The organism is Flavobacterium gelidilacus DSM 15343 (assembly GCF_000422685.1).
In the GTDB taxonomy this organism is placed as follows: domain Bacteria; phylum Bacteroidota; class Bacteroidia; order Flavobacteriales; family Flavobacteriaceae; genus Flavobacterium; species Flavobacterium gelidilacus.
The window spans coordinates 38467-58228 of record NZ_AUGN01000010.1 but is presented as its reverse complement, the minus strand read 5'-3'; the positions used below and the strand labels follow the sequence as shown (position 1 = coordinate 58228).

Annotated in this window: 18 protein-coding genes; 13 read left to right on the top strand and 5 right to left on the bottom strand. The window is 29.8% G+C overall.

Features of this window, described 5'->3' with window-relative positions; all coding sequences use genetic code 11:
- Window positions 1-5: 5 nt before the first annotated feature.
- The 6 genes from G507_RS0105985 (at window position 6) to G507_RS0105960 (ending at window position 5911) form a co-directional block, all read left to right on the top strand.
- Complete coding sequence (locus G507_RS0105985; protein WP_026716642.1) at window positions 6-872, top strand: hypothetical protein; 867 nt, start codon at window positions 6-8, stop codon at window positions 870-872.
- Window positions 873-878: 6 nt separating this feature from the next.
- Entirely contained in the window at window positions 879-1292 is a 414-nt protein-coding gene (locus tag G507_RS0105980) for a hypothetical protein (RefSeq protein WP_026716641.1), read from the top strand.
- 129 nt (window positions 1293-1421) lie between these two features.
- Window positions 1422-2267, top strand: coding sequence for a succinate dehydrogenase cytochrome b subunit (locus tag G507_RS0105975; protein ID WP_026716640.1), 846 nt, complete (start codon window positions 1422-1424; stop codon window positions 2265-2267).
- Between the two features lie 17 nt (window positions 2268-2284).
- The gene (locus tag G507_RS0105970; protein ID WP_026716639.1) at window positions 2285-4294 is read left to right on the top strand and encodes a fumarate reductase/succinate dehydrogenase flavoprotein subunit; all 2010 of its coding nucleotides are present in this window, start codon (window positions 2285-2287) and stop codon (window positions 4292-4294) included.
- Between the two features lie 6 nt (window positions 4295-4300).
- Window positions 4301-5059 carry a succinate dehydrogenase/fumarate reductase iron-sulfur subunit gene (locus G507_RS0105965; protein WP_026716638.1) on the top strand — a complete coding sequence of 253 codons (759 nt, stop codon included), beginning with the start codon at window positions 4301-4303 and terminating at the stop codon, window positions 5057-5059.
- A gap of 84 nt (window positions 5060-5143) precedes the next feature.
- The gene (locus tag G507_RS0105960; RefSeq protein WP_026716637.1) at window positions 5144-5911 is read left to right on the top strand and encodes an amidohydrolase; all 768 of its coding nucleotides are present in this window, start codon (window positions 5144-5146) and stop codon (window positions 5909-5911) included.
- Here G507_RS0105960 and G507_RS0105955 read toward each other — a convergent pair whose 3' ends face one another.
- Entirely contained in the window at window positions 5912-7525 is a 1614-nt protein-coding gene (locus G507_RS0105955) for an Ig-like domain-containing domain (RefSeq protein WP_026716636.1), read from the bottom strand. It abuts the gene before it with no gap.
- A 70-nt stretch (window positions 7526-7595) separates the two neighbouring features.
- The gene (locus G507_RS0105950) at window positions 7596-8171 is read right to left on the bottom strand and encodes a ComF family protein (protein WP_245575599.1); all 576 of its coding nucleotides are present in this window, start codon (window positions 8169-8171) and stop codon (window positions 7596-7598) included.
- A 177-nt stretch (window positions 8172-8348) separates the two neighbouring features.
- Here G507_RS0105950 and G507_RS0105945 point away from each other — a divergent pair, with 177 nt between their 5' ends.
- The 6 genes from G507_RS0105945 to G507_RS0105915 all read left to right on the top strand — a co-directional run bounded on the left by G507_RS0105945 (window position 8349) and on the right by G507_RS0105915 (window position 15042).
- Window positions 8349-9890, top strand: coding sequence for a glycine--tRNA ligase (locus tag G507_RS0105945; RefSeq protein WP_026716634.1), 1542 nt, complete (start codon window positions 8349-8351; stop codon window positions 9888-9890).
- 407 nt (window positions 9891-10297) lie between these two features.
- Window positions 10298-11290, top strand: a complete 993-nt coding sequence (locus G507_RS17290) for a LytR/AlgR family response regulator transcription factor (RefSeq protein ID WP_051191502.1) — start codon at window positions 10298-10300, stop codon at window positions 11288-11290.
- 640 nt (window positions 11291-11930) lie between these two features.
- Window positions 11931-12074, top strand: a complete 144-nt coding sequence (locus G507_RS17630) for a hypothetical protein (RefSeq protein ID WP_157496501.1) — start codon at window positions 11931-11933, stop codon at window positions 12072-12074.
- Window positions 12075-12137: 63 nt separating this feature from the next.
- A complete protein-coding gene (locus G507_RS17625; protein WP_157496500.1) occupies window positions 12138-12281 on the top strand; it encodes a hypothetical protein in 144 nt (47 codons plus the stop codon).
- 67 nt (window positions 12282-12348) lie between these two features.
- On the top strand, window positions 12349-14373 hold the full coding sequence (locus tag G507_RS0105920; RefSeq protein ID WP_026716633.1) for a tetratricopeptide repeat-containing sensor histidine kinase: 2025 nt from the start codon (window positions 12349-12351) through the stop codon (window positions 14371-14373).
- A 3-nt stretch (window positions 14374-14376) separates the two neighbouring features.
- Window positions 14377-15042 (top strand): response regulator, encoded by a 666-nt coding sequence (locus tag G507_RS0105915; RefSeq protein WP_035665723.1) that lies wholly within the window; start codon window positions 14377-14379, stop codon window positions 15040-15042.
- 332 nt (window positions 15043-15374) lie between these two features.
- Here G507_RS0105915 and thiL read toward each other — a convergent pair whose 3' ends face one another.
- From thiL to lepA, 3 genes are all read right to left on the bottom strand, one after another.
- Window positions 15375-16424, bottom strand: coding sequence for a thiamine-phosphate kinase (gene thiL, locus G507_RS0105910; RefSeq protein ID WP_026716631.1), 1050 nt, complete (start codon window positions 16422-16424; stop codon window positions 15375-15377).
- An 88-nt stretch (window positions 16425-16512) separates the two neighbouring features.
- On the bottom strand, window positions 16513-16713 hold the full coding sequence (locus tag G507_RS0105905) for a hypothetical protein (RefSeq protein WP_026716630.1): 201 nt from the start codon (window positions 16711-16713) through the stop codon (window positions 16513-16515).
- Between the two features lie 113 nt (window positions 16714-16826).
- Complete coding sequence (lepA, locus tag G507_RS0105900; RefSeq protein WP_026716629.1) at window positions 16827-18623, bottom strand: translation elongation factor 4; 1797 nt, start codon at window positions 18621-18623, stop codon at window positions 16827-16829.
- A 146-nt stretch (window positions 18624-18769) separates the two neighbouring features.
- On the opposite strand from lepA, the gene dusB reads away from it, so the two are divergent.
- Window positions 18770-19762, top strand: coding sequence for a tRNA dihydrouridine synthase DusB (dusB, locus tag G507_RS0105895; protein ID WP_026716628.1), 993 nt, complete (start codon window positions 18770-18772; stop codon window positions 19760-19762).

Below are 19762 nucleotides of genomic sequence, written 5' to 3'. Positions count from 1 at the left end.
GTATTATGAGAGTAAAACTATTTCTTTTCGGTTTTTTAATAGCGTTGAGTTTTTTCTCATGCCAAAAGGACGATATTTCTACTGAGCCTAATCTAATTATAAAATTCAAATTTGATGCGAATCAAGTTCGATTAAATAATATTGGTGAACCTGCAATAATTCCAGTTGGTAATGCTGCTCAAACACCAATTTTCAATTCTATTTCTGCTCATTATTTTGAGTTAGCGCCAAATGCTTTTACTCAATTAGGTCAGGGAACTGTATTGTATCATGCACCAGAAACAATGACTGGTGGTTCTTCTGCTATTGATTTTAACCAATCTAAAATTGTTGGAGAAGATGAAGTGTTTTTATCAATTCCCTTAAGCCAAGTTACACAAGGTACTTACGAATGGGTAAGAGTATCTTTGTCTTACCAAAATTTTGATGTTTCTATCCGAAATGCGGGTAATGACTATAGTGGAACTTTTGCAAGCTTTGTTGGATTTAATACTTACATAAGTAACCATAGTATTGGTACAAATTTATTTCCAATAAACGGAAATCGCGCTCAAGGTTATTGGGCTTTTGCTTTAAATGATCTTCCGTTTGCTACTTCAGGTCAAGCACCAGCTGGAGCAACAACTGTTCCAAACCCATTAGCAGCTACATCTCCAATTCCTGCTGGTTCATGCGTAGTTACAGGTAAATTTGCCAATAATTTAGTTATAAACGGAAATGAAACAAAAGACGTTGTTGTAACACTTTCACTATCAATCAATAATAGCATCGAATGGACAGAAGTAAATGCTGATGGAAAATATGAACCTTCTGCAGGAGAGAATATTGTTGATATGGGTTTAAGAGGTTTAATTCCTAGTCATAATAAATAATTCAGAATGAAATCAATTGTAAAATTATTATTAATTTTTATTATTTCTACTTCTTGCTTTGGTCAAAAACCAAACAAAAGTCTTTATATCATGTCGTTTTCTAACGAAATAAGTAGTTTTCAAAAACCAATAATTGATTTTAAGAAGTTTGATTTTAAGGCTAATTCAGTTGACTTACAGATTTATAACCCAACAATTGGCTTGTTTGAAAATTATCATTATATAGCTGAAAATCAGTTTGAAAGAGCGGATAAAATGATTTTAAATTATTCAAGAAATCAATTTTTAAATTGGAATCCTACTCCTATCTTAAATTTACTAACAAACAGACGTACAGATTCATTTAACCCTTATGGGGTTTCAAATTTAGGCGAAGCCTTTGCTCTTGGTGTAATTAACACGCTATTACATAAAAACTAATTTAATCTTCAACATTAGTTAAACTCATTTTAAATTGAGTATAAATAAGTCCGAAAAGGTTGTAGTTAATTTTTTTTAGCCTTATTTTTGTTTGATATTTTAAATAAATTTACACAATCAAATAAAATTATGGCAAAATCTGCACTTTTAAAGTCATCTATTGCGAAGAAATACTGGATGGCTCTTACGGGTTTATTTTTATGCTTGTTTTTGACAGGTCACTTAGCAGGAAATCTTCAATTATTGATTCCTGATAATGCATCAGCGTTTAATCAATACGCTTTGTTTATGACTACAAATCCAGCTGTAAAAGTATTATCTTACTTGACTTACATTTCAATTATTTTCCATGCAATTGATGGAATAATGTTGGCAATTCAAAACAAAAAAGCAAGACCAATTGCTTATGCAAAAAACAATCCTTCAGGGAATAGTAGTTTTGCTTCAAGAAATATGGCCGTTTTAGGAACTGTTATTCTAATTTTTATTGTAACACACATGGTTACTTTTTGGGCAAAAATGCATTTTGATAAAAATATGCCTTTGCAAACCTTATCTGTAACAGATGAAGCTTCTGGAATGAAACAAGATTTTTACATCACAACTGGAACTGGTCAAGATAAATTTTTACCAGTAAATCAAGTAGATGGAAAAAATTTAGTTATCGAAGGAAATAAAATTTTTATTGTAAAGCCAATCAAAGTTGAATTTGCTCAAGGTTATAAAGATTTGTATAAAATTACTTTAGACTTTTTTAGAGACGCAAAGTATGGTTTAATATATACATTACTTTATGTATTAGCTATGTTAGCTTTAGGTTTTCACTTATGGCATGGTTTTGCAAGTGCATTTCAATCTTTAGGATTAAATAATCCAAAATTTAATGCAGGAATAAAAATTTTCGGGAGAGCATTTTCGGTCTTAGTACCATTATTATTTGCTATCATTCCTTTATATATTCATTTTTCTAAATAATCAACATCAAATATATTATGAAGTTAGATTCTAAAATACCACAAGGTCCTTTATCAGACAAATGGACCGATTACAAAGATCATTTAAAATTAGTTGCACCAAATAATAGACCAAAAATTGATATTATTGTTGTTGGAACTGGTTTAGCTGGAGCTTCTGCTGCTGCTTCTCTAGGGGAAATGGGTTATAATGTTAAAGCTTTCTGTTTTCAAGATTCTCCACGTCGTGCTCACTCAATTGCAGCACAAGGTGGAATTAATGCAGCTAAAAATTATCAAAATGACGGTGATTCTATTTACCGTTTATTTTACGATACTATTAAAGGAGGAGATTACCGTTCTCGTGAAGCAAACGTTCATCGTTTAGCTGAAGTTTCTGGAAATATCATTGACCAATGTGTTTCTCAAGGTGTTCCTTTTGCACGTGAATATGGTGGAATGTTAGATAACCGTTCGTTTGGTGGTGTACAAGTACAACGTACTTTTTATGCTGCTGGTCAAACAGGACAACAATTATTATTAGGAGCTTATTCTGCCCTATCAAGACAAATCGGATTAGGACATGTTAAAATGTTCAGCAGACACGAAATGCTTGATTTAGTTAAAGTAGATGGAAAAGCTCGTGGAATTATAGCTCGTAACTTAGTTACAGGTGAATTAGAAAGACATTCAGCTCACGCAGTTGTTATTGCTTCAGGTGGATATGGAAATGTATATTTCTTATCAACTAACGCGATGGGAAGTAACGTTACAGCTTCATGGAAAGTTCACAAACAAGGAGCTGCTTTTGCAAACCCATGTTTTGTGCAAATTCACCCAACTTGTATCCCAGTTCATGGAACAAATCAAGCAAAATTAACCCTAATGTCAGAGTCATTACGTAACTCTGGTAGAATTTGGGTTCCAAAGAAAAAAGAAGATGCTGAAGCAGTTAGAAATGGAAGTTTAAAACCAACTCAAATTGCTGAAGAAGATAGAGATTACTATTTGGAAAGAAGATATCCTGCATTTGGAAATCTAGTTCCTAGAGATGTTGCTTCACGTGCAGCAAAAGAAGTTTGTGATGAAGGACTTGGAATTGAAGCAAACGATACCAATGAAGGTGTTTACTTAGATTTCTCTTCAGAAATTAAAAGCAAAGGTAAAGAAGTTGCTTATGCACAAGGAAATCATGACCCTAATGAAGAAGAAACTATCAAGTTAGGTAAGCAATGGATTGAAGAAAAATACGGTAATTTATTCGCTATGTATGAAAAAATTACTGACGAAAATCCATATGAAACTCCAATGAAAATTTATCCAGCGGTTCATTACACAATGGGTGGTGTTTGGGTCGATTATAACTTACAATCTACAATTCCTGGGTGTTTTGTAGCTGGTGAAGCTAATTTCTCAGACCATGGAGCAAACAGATTAGGTGCTTCTGCTTTAATGCAAGGTTTAGCCGATGGTTATTTTGTATTGCCTTATACGGTTTCAAATTATTTAGCAGATGATATTAGAACCGGTAAAATTTCTACTGATTCTCCTGAATTCGCTCAAGCAGAAAGTAATGTGAAAGCAACAATTGATAAGTTCTTAAATAACAACGGTACAAAATCTGTTGACCACTTCCATAAACGTTTAGGTTTAGTAATGTGGAATAAAGTAGGTATGGCTCGTAATGAAAAAGGATTAAAAGAAGCTATTGAAGAAATTGGACAAATTCGTGATGAATTTTACAAAGATGTTTACGTTCCTGGAACTTCAGATGAATTAAATCCTGAATTAGAAAAAGCACTTCGTGTAGCTGATTTCTTAGAGCTAGGACAATTAATGGCAATGGATGCCTTACAAAGAAATGAATCTTGTGGAGGTCACTTTAGAAACGAATATCAAGATGCTGAAGGAGAAACACTTCGAGATGATGAAAAATTCTCTTTTGTAAGTGCATGGGAGTATAAAGGTCAAGATACTACTAAAGCGGAACTTCATAAAGAAGAATTAAAATACGAGTTCATTAAAATTGCCGCTAGAAATTATAAATAAAATACTATGAGTGCAGCTAAAAATATAAATATAACTTTAAAAATCTGGCGTCAAAAAAATGCTGATTCAAAAGGTAACATCGAAACATATAAATTAGATAATGTTTCAACAGCTAGTTCGTTTTTGGAAATGTTAGACCAATTAAATGAACAATTAATTAACGAAAGAAAAGAACCTGTAGCATTCGATCACGATTGTCGTGAAGGAATTTGTGGAATGTGTTCGCTTTACATCAACGGTAGAGCACACGGTCCAGAAACAGGAACAACTACTTGTCAATTACACATGAGAAAATTCAATGACGGTGATACTATCTTTATTGAGCCATGGAGAAGTAAAGCTTTTCCAGTTGTAAAAGATTTAGTTGTTGATAGAAGTGCTTTCGATAGAATTCAACAAGCTGGAGGTTTCGTTTCAGTAAATACTTCAGGAAACACTATCGATGCCAACTCAATTCCAATTCCAAAAGATGATGCAGATAAAGCTTTTATGGCAGCAGCTTGTATTGGTTGTGGTGCTTGTGTAGCAAGTTGTAAAAACGGATCAGCAATGTTATTTGTTGGAGCAAAAGTTTCACAATATGCTTTATTACCTCAAGGTAAAGTTGAAGCAACACAACGTGTTCAAAACATGGTTCGTCAAATGGATGAAGAAGGTTTTGGAAATTGTACAAATACTGGAGCTTGTGAAGTAGAATGTCCAAAAGGAATTTCTTTAGAAAACATTGCTCGTATGAACAGAGAATACTTAAAATCTAGTTTCTAAGAAATCGAGATTTAGATAATAATTAAACGCATTCATTAATTTGGATGCGTTTTTTTTTGTATTTTTAAATCAAACTAATTCCAAATGAAAGTAGTATTATTTCAAACCAATTTAGTATGGGAAAATCCTAAATCAAACAGAACATTTATAGAAGAATATTTTATGAGTGAAGATGATGAATTTGATTTATTTGTGCTTCCTGAAATGTTTACAACTGGTTTTACTATGAATCCAGAAAATGTTGCTGAAACCATGCAAGGGGAAACCATTTATTGGATGAAATCATTAGCTTTAAAGCAAAATTGTGCTGTTTGTGGAAGTTTGGTTGTTTCAGAAAACAATAGGTTTTACAACCGCTTTATTTTTGTTCATCCAAATGGGGAAATTGACTTTTATAACAAAAAACATTTATTTTCATTAGCAGGAGAACATCAAAAATATTCAAAAGGAACAAAAAAAGTAATCATTGATTATAAAGGTTGGAAAATTTGTCCTCAAGTTTGTTATGATTTGCGTTTTCCTGCTTTTTCTCGTAATCATGAAAATTATGATTTATTACTTTATGTTGCCAATTGGCCAAAACCTAGAACAAATGCTTGGGATATTTTGTTAAAAGCTCGTGCAGTAGAAAATTTATGTTACGTTGTTGGTGTTAACCGAATTGGTTTTGATGAAAATAATCACGAGTACATTGGTCATTCACAAGTAATTGACGAATTAGGAAATCAAATCTTAGACGCAGAAGAAAATCTAGGCGTTTTTATCATTGAATTAGACAAAAATAAAATGCTTGAAACTAGAAATAAATTAAATTTTTTGAATGACAAAGATGTGTTTGAAATTAAAATGTAATCAATTTTTCAAATCAAAATCTTGATTAATATCCCAATTGGCTCGAACATCAATTTCTTTTGGAAAATAGATGATTTGCTCTGCTTGTTTTTTGGCTAAAAAATCACCTGTATCCCATTCATTATTCGCATTGTTATCATAAATAATACGAATTGTATACAGCATTGGATCAATTAAATTAAAAGTAAGTGTTGTTTCTTTAGTTGATGTTTTAGAAGCTAAGACTTTTCCTTTACTGTCTAATAATTCTAAAATTAACGGAAAGCGATTTATATTTTTTAGATTAACGCTTAAATTTCCATAATCAGCATATGTTCTTGTACCAAATCTTTGTGTCAAAGTGTCATTTGATTTGCCATAAAAATCAGTTATTGCATTAGGTAAAAGCTCCAAAGCATATTTTTCATTTTCTTCTTTTTTGAACTCAAAAACAAGCTCTTGCTCAAATTCTAGATATTTTGTAGTGAAATCAAGTGCAACAGAATCTTGGTTGATTAATTTCATTTTTAATTTATCAAACCTTGTTAAGGGAGTAGTAGTTTTTAAAGTAAAATTTTCTGTAAATCGTATAGTTCCATTTTGTTTTGAAGTAAGAGATAATGTGTCTGTTTCTTTCAACTCTTTATATTTTGAAACAAATGATTTTGAATAATTGTCATTTTCTACAAAAAATTCAATCGAATCAGATTCTATTTTTGGCACAAATAATTGCACAGAATCTTTTCCCACAACAGGAAACTTAGTCAATTTAACATCAATATTTTTTAAACCATTTTTAGCAGTAACTTTAAGGTTTTTAGTGTTTCCAGTATAAGCCATAAAATACTTATTTGTAGTTTGTTGAATAGGCTTTTCTGCTTTAAAAAGTTCAATTTCTTTAAATAACTCTAATTGATAAGCAATTTCGCTTGGCGTTTTAATAGGTTCTTTTAAAAATCCGATTTTATCCGATTTTGGATCAAATTTGTTATTACCGTTTTTGTCCTTCATAGCAACTACATAATAAGAACCTTCTTTTAAATTTTCTAAAGCAAATACTTTCAAACTGTCTAAAGTATTTGTTACATATAAAGGAGTTTCTTTATAAACAGTAGAATCTTTAAAAGTCTGCGCGTCATACAACATAACAGAAACAAAATTATCTGGCTTTTGATTATAAGCATCTTTAATTTTTCCTACAACAGTCAAAGAATCAATATAAGAACCAGTTGAAAACACATATTTAAATTGTGAATAAGGATTGCCTTCATTATTATCAGTGATACTTTGACCAAAATTGAAGCTGTAAGTAGTGTTTTCTTGTAAAGTGTCTTTTATGTTTATAGAAATAAATTTACTAGCACTTCCTTGAGGAACAATAATCGGTGCTGTCTTCATGGGTGGAGAAATAATCAATTGCTTTGTAATGTCTTTAACTTTTATCAATTCGTTAAAAACAATTTTTATTTCTTTTCCTGTGAAGTTCGTTTTATAATTTTCTGGAGAACTACCAATAATTTTTGGTGCGATTGTATCTTTAAGTCCACCAGAAATAGTTCCTCTTTTAGCACAACCAGTTATAGTTAATAACAGGCTAAAAACAATAAAAAGCACTGTAAAATATATTTTTTGCATAACATCTTAAAATTCAACCACAAAATAACAACTATATTTAAAGGTTACATACTTTTTTTAGAAATTTTTATCATTGTGTGTAAGCAATAGCCAACAAACTGACTTTAGAACCTGGAATTTCCAACAAGGCTTTTGCGCAAGCTTCAATAGTTGCTCCACTGGTAATAACGTCGTCAATAAGTAGATAATGCTTGCCTACATGATGGTCTTTTACCTTAATTTCAAAGTTATTAGATAACATCTCAGCTCTTTTACTCTTGGATTTTTTAGTTTGTGTTTTGGTGTGTTTAATTCTAAATAAAACTTCATTTTCAATTGGTATTTGAAGTTCTTTTGACAAAGCCTCACAAAAAGTCGTAACTTGATTATAACCTCTTTCTTGTAATCTTTTTTTATGAATGGGTGTTGGAATAATGTAATCTACTTTAGGAATTTTATCGGAATTGATAAGTTCATGTGCATAGATACTACCCAAAATTGTGCCTATTTCCTCTTGCTTTCTGTATTTTAAATTGTGAATTAACTCTTGTGCCATGCCTTTAGAATGAAAATACAACATGGCTGTAGCTTGTTCAACAGGTAAAATACCATAAAATTTACTCATAATTTCATTGTTATCTATTACATGATGATAAGTGTAAGGCATGCCATGTCTGCATTTAACGCAAATAACAGATTCGTTGTTCAATAACAAACAGTTGCAACCATTGCATAGTTTTGGAAAGAATAAATTGATTAAAGCTTTTACCATTGAAAAAATTTAAATTAAAGATAAATAATCTTCTTTAATATTCTTATATAATTTTTTTACTTTTGCATCATTATGGCAAAACAAGAAGATTTATTTAAAAACGTAGTTTCGCACGCAAAAGAATACGGATTTATTTTTCCGTCAAGCGAAATATATGATGGTTTGAGTGCAGTTTATGATTACGCTCAAAACGGTGTAGAATTAAAAAAGAATATTAGAGAATATTGGTGGAAAGCCATGGTGCAAATGCATGAAAATATTGTGGGATTAGATTCTTCAATATTTATGCATCCAACAACATGGAAAGCTTCTGGTCACGTTGACGCGTTTTCAGACCCATTAATTGACAACAAAGATTCTAAAAAAAGATATCGTGCAGATGTTTTAATTGAAGATTATGCTGAAAAAATCAACATCAAAGCACAAAAAGAAATAGAAAAAGCAAGAACTCGTTTTGGAGATGCTTTTAACGAAGAGGAATTTGTAACTACAAACGAAAGAGTTAAAGGATATTTAGAACAAAAAAATACGATTTTACAACGTTTAGCGCGTTCTCTTGAAAAAGAAGATTTAGCTGATGTAAAATCATTAATTGAAGAATTAGGAATTGCTTGTCCGGATTCAGGGTCTAAAAACTGGACAGAAGTTCGTCAGTTTAACTTAATGTTTGCGACAAAAATTGGAGCCTCTGCTGATACAGCTATGGATTTATATTTACGTCCAGAAACAGCTCAAGGTATTTTTGTGAATTTCTCAAATGTACAAAAAACAGGTAGAATGAAAATTCCTTTTGGAATTGCTCAAACTGGTAAAGCTTTCAGAAATGAAATAGTTGCAAGACAATTCATCTTTAGAATGCGTGAATTTGAACAAATGGAAATGCAATTTTTTGTAAAGCCAGGTGAAGAAATGATCTATTATGACTTTTGGAAAGAAACTCGATTAAAATGGCATTTATCATTGGGTTTAGGAAAAGAGAATTATCGTTTTCATGATCATGAAAAATTAGCTCATTATGCAAATGCTGCCGCTGATATTGAATTCAACTTTCCATTTGGATTTAAAGAATTAGAAGGAATTCATTCAAGAACCGATTTCGACTTGAAAGCACATGAACAATTTTCTGGAAAAAAATTACAGTTTTTTGATAATGAGACAAATTCAAATTATGTTCCTTATGTGGTTGAAACTTCTGTTGGGCTAGATAGAATGTTTTTAGCGGTTTTTTCACAAGCTTTGCAAGAGGAAACGTTAGAAGACGGTTCAACTAGAACTGTCTTACGCTTACCTTCAGTTTTAGCGCCAACAAAAGCAGCTATTTTGCCTTTAGTTAAGAAAGATGGTTTACCAGAAATCGCAAAAGATATCATTGAAGAACTTAAATGGGATTTCAATGTTACTTATGATGAAAAAGATGCTGTTGGAAGACGTTACCGTCGTCAAGATGCACTTGGAACACCTTTTTGTATTACAGTCGATCATCAAACCTTAGAAGATAGAACCGTAACTATTAGACATAGAGATACCATGAAACAAGAGCGAGTTACTATTACAGATTTAAGACAAATCATTGCAGATGAGGTTTCAATTCGTAATTGGCTAATGAAAATGTAACTTTTGTGCTTACTATATTTTGTAAGACTCGCTATTTAGCGGGTCTTTTTTTTATTTATTAACAAAACAGCTTTTTTAAACAGCTTTTGTTCCTTTTTTTGTAATTTTAAGCATATTATGGTGTTTAAAACTCCTTTTGTCGGTATATGTCATGTAAAAGAATCAAAAGAGACAAAACTAAAAAAATATAAAATTAAATTGTTTGTGTGATTTGACCTTGTTTTGATGTAAATGGACAGTTTATTAACACAATTTGTCACTTGTTAACATTTTTTGTTTAAAAAAGAGAATTACGGTTTTACCTTTTTTAAATGAAAATTAACTAATATTGTTATCAGTAAAATCATCAATTTTACCCTTAAAACTACTATTTCTAAATAATCATTAAGGTTATTGGCATTAGACATATGAAATATAAATATATAATAATTGACAGTGACTATCAAAGTAGCAAGCTTTTGCAAAGTCATGTTTCTGATTTAGGAGATTTTAATTTCTCTGGTTATGTAAATAATGCAGCTGATGGATTGAATCTAATTTTAGAAGAAACACCAGATGTAGTTTTTTTAGGAACAAACCTTGCCGACTCTTCAACTGAAAGTAATTTTTCTTTAGTAAATGAGTTATACAAGTATATGGTAGTTTTGCCAAAAATAGTTGTGGTTTCAAACACTAAGGAAGTTGCTTATGAAGCAATGAAATATGATGTTTATGATTTTATTTTAAAGCCTTTTAAGAAAATTGATATTATAAAAATAATATTAAAATTTAAAAAAGAAAATGGGTTTTCATTATTTTTAAAGGAATCCAAAGCAAGTCAAATTGAAGAAAAACAGCCTGTTCTAAGTCATTTTTATGAAAATCAAAATCATTCAAAACCAGAAATAGAAAATAAATACGATTTTAAATCTAATGGTGTTGAAAAGCAAATAACTAAAGTTGATTTTCAATTTGATACGGAAGAAATAAAGAATGAATTAATAGAAATTGTAAAGCAGAGTTTTGAATCAAATACTGTTACTGTGCAAACAGAACAAGTCGTTGAACAAAAAAATAATATACTTTGCGTAAAGTCGTATGGCGATTATAGGTTTATAGAATTTGATGACATTGTTTATTTAAAAGCTGATAACAATTCAACTGATATTATGTTAGATACTGGAGATAGTGTTACTGCTTTTAAAACCTTAAAATATTTTGAAAGCTCATTACCAAATGATTTTATGCGAATTCATAACAGTCACATTATTAACATAAAATTTGTTTCTAGAATACATTTAGGCAATTCAGACTGTTATTTGAACAAAGGAAAGATAAAACTACCTTTTTCTAAATCTTATAAAGATAATATTAATGCTATTATTGAATTATATGCTTCCAATGAGTCCAAAGACGATTAGATAGTTTAATAATACAATTCAAAAGGGGTAGTTAACTTCCGTTTGTAGCTATAGTACAAATACGTGATGACCACTTACATTTATTCCTAAAAACTTATCTATTTTTACATTGTTCTATTAAAATAAGCAATCTTATGCCTATTCTTGATTGAGCTACGTTCTTACCGATTAGTTTTTATTAATATTTATATATGTCTTAAAAAGGCTGCTTGTACTATTCAGGTAGCCTTTTTGATTTATGTAAAAAAGATAATTTATTATTTAGAACTTTTGATAATAAATAAAATTTTAAAATTTATCTTCTTTAAAAAAAATTATAATCATATTTTCTTTAAACAAGTATTTTAATCTTCCAAAAAAGAATAAAGAACAACAGCTTTTTTCGTTAAAATACAAAAAATGACGTTTACAAACTTTTAAAGTAAGAAAAAACCGAAAAAAAAAGTATTGATTAGCTAATAATTAGTATTAAATTTATTGTTATAAAGAATAAATGTACCCTTTTTCTTATTTAATGCACAAAGATTTGCCTTAAAAACAAATATGACCAATTTTATAATTATTCAAATTTATCTGAGGAGAGTACTTTTAATGAACCAAAAAACAAATATTAAAATTTAAACTTTAATCTTAATTTATTATGAAAAAATTTATTGCAACTTTAGCTATAGTTCTATTTACAGTAGTACTAACTTCTTACAACAACAGTGGTGACGATCAAATTGCTGGAGACACTAATTCAACTCAAATGCAAGAGCCAGGTGGAGTTGTCATTGATTTTTAATAAACATTAATTACCAAGAAAATTTAAAACAAAACCAAACCAAAAAACAAAACCTTATTCATTATGAAAAAATTTATTGCAACTTTAGCTATAGTTCTATTTACAGTAGTACTAACTTCTTACAACAACAATGGTGATGATCAAATCGCTGGAGATACTAATTCTACTCAAATGCAAGAACCAGGCGGAGTAGTTATTGATTTTTAATAAAAATTAAATATATAAAAAAAAAGTCTTTAATGAAAATTAAAGACTTTTTTTTATTTTAGCATCTATGAAATTATTTAAATTAATATTATTTTTTATTTTAACTATTTTTTTGTCCTGTGATAATAAGGCAACTTTTAATACTAACAATGAATTAATTAATGATAGCATAAAAGTAACATACACAGATCTTGAAAATGCTAAATCAGACGCCTTAAAAATATTTTTATTTGAAAAAATTGATTATTTAAATGGCAAGATAACCAATGACTCTATAAGATATAATAATTATGACACGATTATTAAAAAGACTTATAATTTAAATTTATTAAACCAAAATAGATTTATTTTAGATAAAGCTTTAAAAGAATATGACACTAAAAAAGATACGGTAAGAAAATTAAATGCGTATAAAAATCTTGGAAATTATTTCTTAAAAACAAATAAAGTTGATAGTGCATTCATCTTTTTTGATAAAATTGAAAAGTATTATATTTCTAAAAATAATTTTGTAAAAGCAAATGAAATTACCTTAAAAAAGAGTTTAATAAAATATAAGGAAGGTGATTTTTTAGGCTGCGAAACAAGTTTGTTCAAATCTTTACCGATAACAAAAAAAGAAAATAATTATACGCTTTTAAATGTTTCATATACATTGTTAGGTTTATGTAAAATTGAGTTGAAAGAATATGACGAAGCTTTTTACTTTTTAAATTTATCTATAAAAAATGCACAAGATATAGATGCAAAAAAAATGCCAGTTCAAATTGCGTACAATAATATTGCATATTCTTTTCTGAACAAGCGTGATTATAAAAAAGCACTAGAATATTATACTAAAATTTTATTAGACGATAATTTAAAAGATAATAATTATCAAGTTTTTTTATATACAAAACAAAACATAGCTTATTCAAAATTTAAACTAGGAAACACTCAAAATTTTGAAAAGGAATATGAAGAAGTGCTCGAAGGTTATGATCAATTAAATCTTTCTCCAATTCAGCCATTAGTTCAGTTATCTGAATATTATGAAGCTCAAGATGATATTAAAAAAGCTCAAGAATTAGCTATGAATGCTTATAATATATCCATAAAAGAGAAAACTTATAGAGATAAACTAATAGCATTAAAGCAGCTTACTTATGTTTTTCCTGAAAAAGCAAAAGACTATTCTACCGAATATATTAAACTATCTGATAGTATTGCTGCTGTAGATAAAAAAGTGCAAAATACTTTTGCCCGTATTGAATATAGGGTAGATGAATTAAATAATGAAAATCTATTACTAGCTGAGCGAAATAAACAATTGATTTATTATTTTGTAATTGTTGCTTTGTTGTTGTCTATGTTTTATATCTATAGGTGGCAAAAACAAAAACAACGAGAGTTTATTTTGGTTCAAGAGCAACAAAAATCAAATGAAGAAGTATATAGCTTGATGATTAATCAACAATCTCAAATGGACTATGTTAAAGCCCAAGAACAAAAAAGAATTTCTCAAGAATTACATGATGGTATTTTAGGAAAGTTATTTGGAGCTAGAATGAACCTTGATTTCTTAAATGATCAAGAACCAGAACAAATAAAAAATGACAAAGCAAAATATATTCAAGAAATAATTCAGGTAGAAAAACAAATTAGACAAATTTCCCACGAATTAAATGACGAAAAACGACATATCATTAATAATTATCAACTAATGATTGACAGACTAGTTGAAGAAGAAGAAAAGCTTCTAAAAGTCACTATTGACTATACTTATAATAAAAAAGTCCCTTGGGATAGACTTTCAGCTGAAGAAAAAATCAATTTATATAGAATATTTCAAGAGACTTTTCACAATATTTATAAATACGCAAATGCTAAATCAGTTATTTTTTCCTTTTTTCATGAGAATAACAATTTGAAAATTAGTATCTTAGATGATGGAAAAGGTTTTAATCTCAAAAAAGCATCTAAAGGTATAGGCATTAAGAACATGAGAGAAAGAGCAAATCTTATAAATGCAGTTTACACCATCGATTCAGAAATTAAAAAAGGCACAACAACACAAATAATACTAGAACTAAACCCCAACAAAGAATTTTAAATTATGAAAAAACTAACTGTATTTATGGCCGATGATCATCCCTTTATCATTGAAGCATATAATAATACAATAAAAACCTATGAGAATGAATATGAAATTACTGTATTAAAAGCAAGTAACTGCAAAGAAGCATATGAAACATTAAACAGTAGCGATACTCCTCTTATAGATTTGGCTTTTTTAGATGTCAGTATGCCTGCATTTGAAGAAAGAAATGTATTAACAGGTGAAGATGTAGCTAGAATAATTAAAAACAAACAACCTCAGTGTAAAATTATAATGTTAACAATGTTGTCAGATTCTTTAAGGATTTTAAACATTATTAAAAACATCAATCCTAATGGTTTAATAATAAAAAACGATTTAACATTTGAAGAACTTAAAAATGCTTTTGAAAAAATTTTACATGGAGATAATTACTATAGCCAGACAGTCGTTAAATATGTCAGTCAGTCAGTTTCTATAGAAAGTAGCCCAATTGACGAGCTAGACAGACAAATTTTATATCATATTTCTCGAGGAGTTAAAACAAAGAATATTCCTATGTACACTTCTATGTCTCTAAGTACTATTGAAAAAAGAAAATTAAGCTTAAAAGAGCTTTTTAAAGTCAAAGGAGGTTCTGATGAAGACTTAATTAGAGAAGCAAGAGACAGAGGGTTTTTGTAAAAATACGGCAAAACCGTAACACAAAGAGGTTGAAACCGCAGACAACTTATTGTGCTTTGTTGTAATTTAGCATCAGGAAATAACAACAAAATATTTCTCATACGTTCTTATAATATTTTATGTGTCTATTAAATAAACTTTAAGCGTAAATTTTTCGTAATTTTTTTCTGCTTAAAGTTTAAAAACAAAATTTTATAAAACAGATGAAAGTGTAGCCCTGTATTTGCCCCAAGCGAAACTTAACCTACTATGCCTGAATCTGTTTTGTTTTATTTTAAATTAAAAAAGCGCAAACATTTATTGTTTGCGCTTTTTTGTTTTTATTATTTTTTTTAATCTTCTTTCAAGGCATTCCAACCTTTAGCTTTTAAAGCAATTTTAGTGTTTGCCCTTGTAATTAGATGGTTACCTTCTTTTTCATTAACAATATGACCTATTACTGTAAAATTAGGATTTGCCTTAATTTTATCAAAGTCTTCTATTTTAATTGTAAATAATAACTCATAATCTTCACCACCATTTATAGCAATCGTAGTGCTATCAATATTGAACTCTTCACAAACATTGATTAATTGTGGATCAAGTGGAATTTTTTCTTCAAATAAATTACAACCCACATTACTTTGTTTGCAAATATGCATGATTTCAGAAGAAAGTCCGTCCGAAATATCAATCATTGAAGTTGGTTTAACACCTAATTGTGCCAATAATTCTTTAATATCTTTTCTTGCTTCTGGTTTCAATTGGCGTTCAATTAAATAAGTATAAGCATCTAAATCGGGTTGGTTATTTGGATTTACCTGAAAAACTTGCTTTTCACGTTCCAAAACTTGTAAACCCATATAAGCTGCACCTAAATCTCCAGTTACAACTAATAAATCTCCTTCTTTTGCACCATTTCTATAAGCTAAATCTTTTTCATCAGCTTCACCAATAGCAGTTATAGAAATAATCATTCCTTTTTGAGAAGAAGTAGTGTCGCCACCAACAACATCAACATTGTAGATTTTTGCTGCTAATGCAATTCCGTCAAACAATTCTTCTAAAGCTTCTAGTGGGAAACGATTAGAAACCGCAATAGAAACTGTTATCTGAGTCGGAGTAGCATTCATTGCATAAATATCCGAAAGATTCGCTACAACGGCTTTATATCCCAAATGTTTCAAAGGCATATAGCTCAAATCAAAATGAACACCTTCTACTAACAAATCTGTAGAAATTACTGCTTTTTTCTTTTTAAAATCTAAAACGGCAGCATCATCACCAATACTTTTTAGTGTTGATTTTTGTTTTACATCAAATTGCTTAGTTAAATGTTCTATTAATCCAAATTCACCTAATTGTGATAAATCTGTTCTTTGAGGGTTTTTGTCTTCTATCATTTTGCAAAGGTACGAAGTTGAAAGTATTTATTCTAAACAAAAAACCCAACAAAGAATTTGTTGGGTTTTGGAATTTTAATTAGTTTAATTAAGCCTTTTGAAAACTTCTTTTAGCAAAATTAATTCCAAAATAAATAATGGATGTTAAAATCGACATAACTAAAAACATAAAAATAAATTCAACAAAACGCATTAACATAGTTGGTTTAACAACATCACCATCCATAATGTAACCACTTGTAGTAATGAAAAAAGCAATTGCTAAAATGTTTAATATTCTTTTTTTCATAGTTTGATAATTTAATTTTCTTTAAAACGAAAGTTGATTAATTTTAGTATAAAAATAAAAAACCCAACAACTTGCGTCATCGGGTTTGTCTATTTTTTCAATCTTTCAATCTTTTAATCATTTAATTTAAGTACAGCCATAAAAGCTTCTTGAGGAATTTCAACATTACCTACTAAACGCATACGTTTTTTACCTTTTTTCTGTTTTTCTAACAATTTACGCTTACGCGAAATATCTCCACCATAACATTTGGCAGTTACATCTTTACGAAGAGCTTTTATCGTTTCACGAGCAATAACTTTTGCTCCAATTGCAGCTTGAATTGGAATATCAAATTGTTGTCTTGGGATTAATTCTTTCAATTTTTCACACATTTTCTTACCAATGTGATAAGCACTACTTTCGTGAATTAAAGCAGAAAGTGCATCAACTGATGCAGCATTTAATAAAACATCTAATCGTACTAATTTAGACTCACGTAATCCAATAGGTGAATAATCAAATGAAGCATATCCTTTAGAAACTGTTTTTAAACGATCATAAAAATCGAAAACAATTTCAGCTAAAGGCATGTCAAAAGTCAATTCAACGCGTTCCGTTGTTAAATATGTTTGATTGGTAATTACACCACGTTTTTCAATACACAAACTCATTACATTACCAACGAAATCAGCTTTTGTAATGATTGTTGCTTTTATATAAGGCTCTTCAACTCGGTCTAATTTAGAAGGTTCAGGTAAATCCGTAGGATTATTTACAATTAAAATCGTGTTAGGCTCTTTTTTAGTAAAAGCATGATACGAAACGTTGGGAACTGTAGTAATTACAGTCATATCAAACTCTCGTTCTAAACGCTCTTGGATAATTTCCATGTGTAACATTCCTAAGAATCCACAACGAAAACCAAATCCTAAGGCTGCTGAACTTTCTGGTACAAAAACCAGAGAAGCATCATTTAATTGTAATTTTTCCATTGAAGCGCGTAAGTCTTCAAAATCATCTGTATCAACTGGATAAATTCCAGCAAATACCATTGGTTTTACGTCCTCAAAACCTGTAATCATATTAGTTGTTGGTGTTTTTGCATCTGTTACAGTGTCACCAACTTTTACTTCTTTTGCTTCTTTAATTCCGGAAATTAAATAACCAACATCACCTGTTGAAATTTTATCTTTTGGGACTTGATTCAATTTCAAGGTTCCAACTTCATCAGCAAAATATTCATTACCTGTTGCCATGAATTTAATCTTCTGACCTTTTTTAATTTCACCATTTTTTACACGGAAAATTACTTCAATTCCTCTAAAAGGATTGTAGTGTGAATCGAATATTAAGGCTTGTAACGGTTCGTCAACATTTCCTTTTGGAGCTGGAATTTTCTCGATAATGGCTGCTAAAATATCTTCAACACCAAATCCAGTTTTTCCTGAAGCGTGAATAATATCTTCTAATTTACATCCTAATAAATCAATAATGTCATCACTAACTTCCTCTGGATTAGCACTTGGTAAATCAACTTTATTCAAAACCGGAATAATTTCCAAGTCATTTTCTAAAGCTAAATATAAATTAGAAATCGTTTGTGCTTGTATACTTTGTGCTGCATCAACAATCAACAAAGCACCTTCGCAAGCAGCAATAGAACGAGAAACTTCATACGAAAAATCAACGTGACCAGGTGTGTCAATTAAATTTAAAATATAGTCTTCACCTTTGTATTTGTATTCCATTTGAATAGCGTGACTTTTTATGGTAATTCCACGTTCACGTTCCAAATCCATATTGTCTAACAACTGCGCTTTTTCTTCACGAGCAGTTACGGTTTGAGTAGCACCTAACAATCTGTCAGCTAACGTACTTTTTCCGTGATCAATATGCGCTATTATACAAAAATTTCTTATGTTTTTCATTCTCTTTTTCTTTCTTTATGTAGCAATGCGATTGCATTTAATTTGCAAATATAATTCAAAGTTTTGGATATAATATGCTGATTTTTTTTTCCTTAAGATTCAAACCATAATTTTTTAGTATTTTTGCAAAAATATTAGCTAGAAAAATGCCAAAAATCGGAAACATAGTCTTACCAGAATTTCCTTTATTGCTTGCACCTATGGAAGATGTAAGCGATCCCCCTTTTCGTAGATTGTGCAAATTGCATGGGGCTGATTTAATGTATTCTGAATTTATTTCTTCAGAAGGATTAATTCGTGATGCTATAAAAAGTATGAAAAAACTAGATATTTTTGATTACGAAAGGCCAGTTGGAATTCAAATTTTTGGTGGTGATGAAGAAGCAATGGAAATGTCAGCTAGAATTGTTGATACAGTTCAACCTGATTTGGTTGATATAAATTTTGGTTGTCCAGTAAAGAAAGTAGTATGTAAAGGAGCAGGAGCAGGAGTTCTAAAAGATGTGGATTTGATGATTCGTTTAACAAAAGCAGTTATTAAAGGAACTTCTTTACCAGTTACGGTTAAAACTCGTTTGGGTTGGGATGATGCTTCTATAAATATTGATGAGGTTGCGGAAAGATTACAAGATATTGGTGTCCAAGCCTTGTCAATTCATGGAAGAACACGTGCACAAATGTATAAAGGGCATTCGGATTGGAGTCATATTGCAAGAGTAAAAAACAATCAAAGAATTACAATGCCTATTTTTGGAAACGGCGATATCGATTCTCCAGAAAAAGCTTTAGAGTATAAAAACAAATATGGTATTGATGGAATTATGATTGGAAGAGCAGCCATTGGAAACCCTTGGATTTTTAATGAAATCAAGCATTTCATGAAAACGGGAGAACATTTAGGTCAACCTAATATGAATGATAGAATTGATGCTGCAAAAAATCATTTAATTTGGTCAATGGACTGGAAAGGGGAGCATTTAGGAATAATTGAAATGCGTCGTCATTATACTAATTATTTCAAAGGAATTCATTCTTTTAAAGAATATAAACAACGTTTGGTTACTACAGATGATTCAAATGGATTAATGAAAATTTTTGATGAAATTGCAGATGTTTATGCAGATTATCAATTTTCGTAA

Bases quoted from the DNA above. Each gene is read 5' to 3' on its own strand.
- G507_RS0105985 (WP_026716642.1), top strand. From the start codon at position 6: ATGAGAGTAAAACTATTTCTTTTCGGTTTTTTAATAGCGTTGAGTTTT.
- G507_RS0105980 (WP_026716641.1), top strand. From the start codon at position 879: ATGAAATCAATTGTAAAATTATTATTAATTTTTATTATTTCTACTTCT.
- G507_RS0105975 (WP_026716640.1), top strand. From the start codon at position 1,422: ATGGCAAAATCTGCACTTTTAAAGTCATCTATTGCGAAGAAATACTGG.
- G507_RS0105970 (WP_026716639.1), top strand. From the start codon at position 2,285: ATGAAGTTAGATTCTAAAATACCACAAGGTCCTTTATCAGACAAATGG.
- G507_RS0105965 (WP_026716638.1), top strand. From the start codon at position 4,301: ATGAGTGCAGCTAAAAATATAAATATAACTTTAAAAATCTGGCGTCAA.
- G507_RS0105960 (WP_026716637.1), top strand. From the start codon at position 5,144: ATGAAAGTAGTATTATTTCAAACCAATTTAGTATGGGAAAATCCTAAA.
- G507_RS0105955 (WP_026716636.1), bottom strand. From the start codon at position 7,525: ATGCAAAAAATATATTTTACAGTGCTTTTTATTGTTTTTAGCCTGTTA.
- G507_RS0105950 (WP_245575599.1), bottom strand. From the start codon at position 8,171: ATGCCTTACACTTATCATCATGTAATAGATAACAATGAAATTATGAGT.
- G507_RS0105945 (WP_026716634.1), top strand. From the start codon at position 8,349: ATGGCAAAACAAGAAGATTTATTTAAAAACGTAGTTTCGCACGCAAAA.
- G507_RS17290 (WP_051191502.1), top strand. From the start codon at position 10,298: ATGAAATATAAATATATAATAATTGACAGTGACTATCAAAGTAGCAAG.
- G507_RS17630 (WP_157496501.1), top strand. From the start codon at position 11,931: ATGAAAAAATTTATTGCAACTTTAGCTATAGTTCTATTTACAGTAGTA.
- G507_RS17625 (WP_157496500.1), top strand. From the start codon at position 12,138: ATGAAAAAATTTATTGCAACTTTAGCTATAGTTCTATTTACAGTAGTA.
- G507_RS0105920 (WP_026716633.1), top strand. From the start codon at position 12,349: ATGAAATTATTTAAATTAATATTATTTTTTATTTTAACTATTTTTTTG.
- G507_RS0105915 (WP_035665723.1), top strand. From the start codon at position 14,377: ATGAAAAAACTAACTGTATTTATGGCCGATGATCATCCCTTTATCATT.
- thiL (WP_026716631.1), bottom strand. From the start codon at position 16,424: ATGATAGAAGACAAAAACCCTCAAAGAACAGATTTATCACAATTAGGT.
- G507_RS0105905 (WP_026716630.1), bottom strand. From the start codon at position 16,713: ATGAAAAAAAGAATATTAAACATTTTAGCAATTGCTTTTTTCATTACT.
- lepA (WP_026716629.1), bottom strand. From the start codon at position 18,623: ATGAAAAACATAAGAAATTTTTGTATAATAGCGCATATTGATCACGGA.
- dusB (WP_026716628.1), top strand. From the start codon at position 18,770: ATGCCAAAAATCGGAAACATAGTCTTACCAGAATTTCCTTTATTGCTT.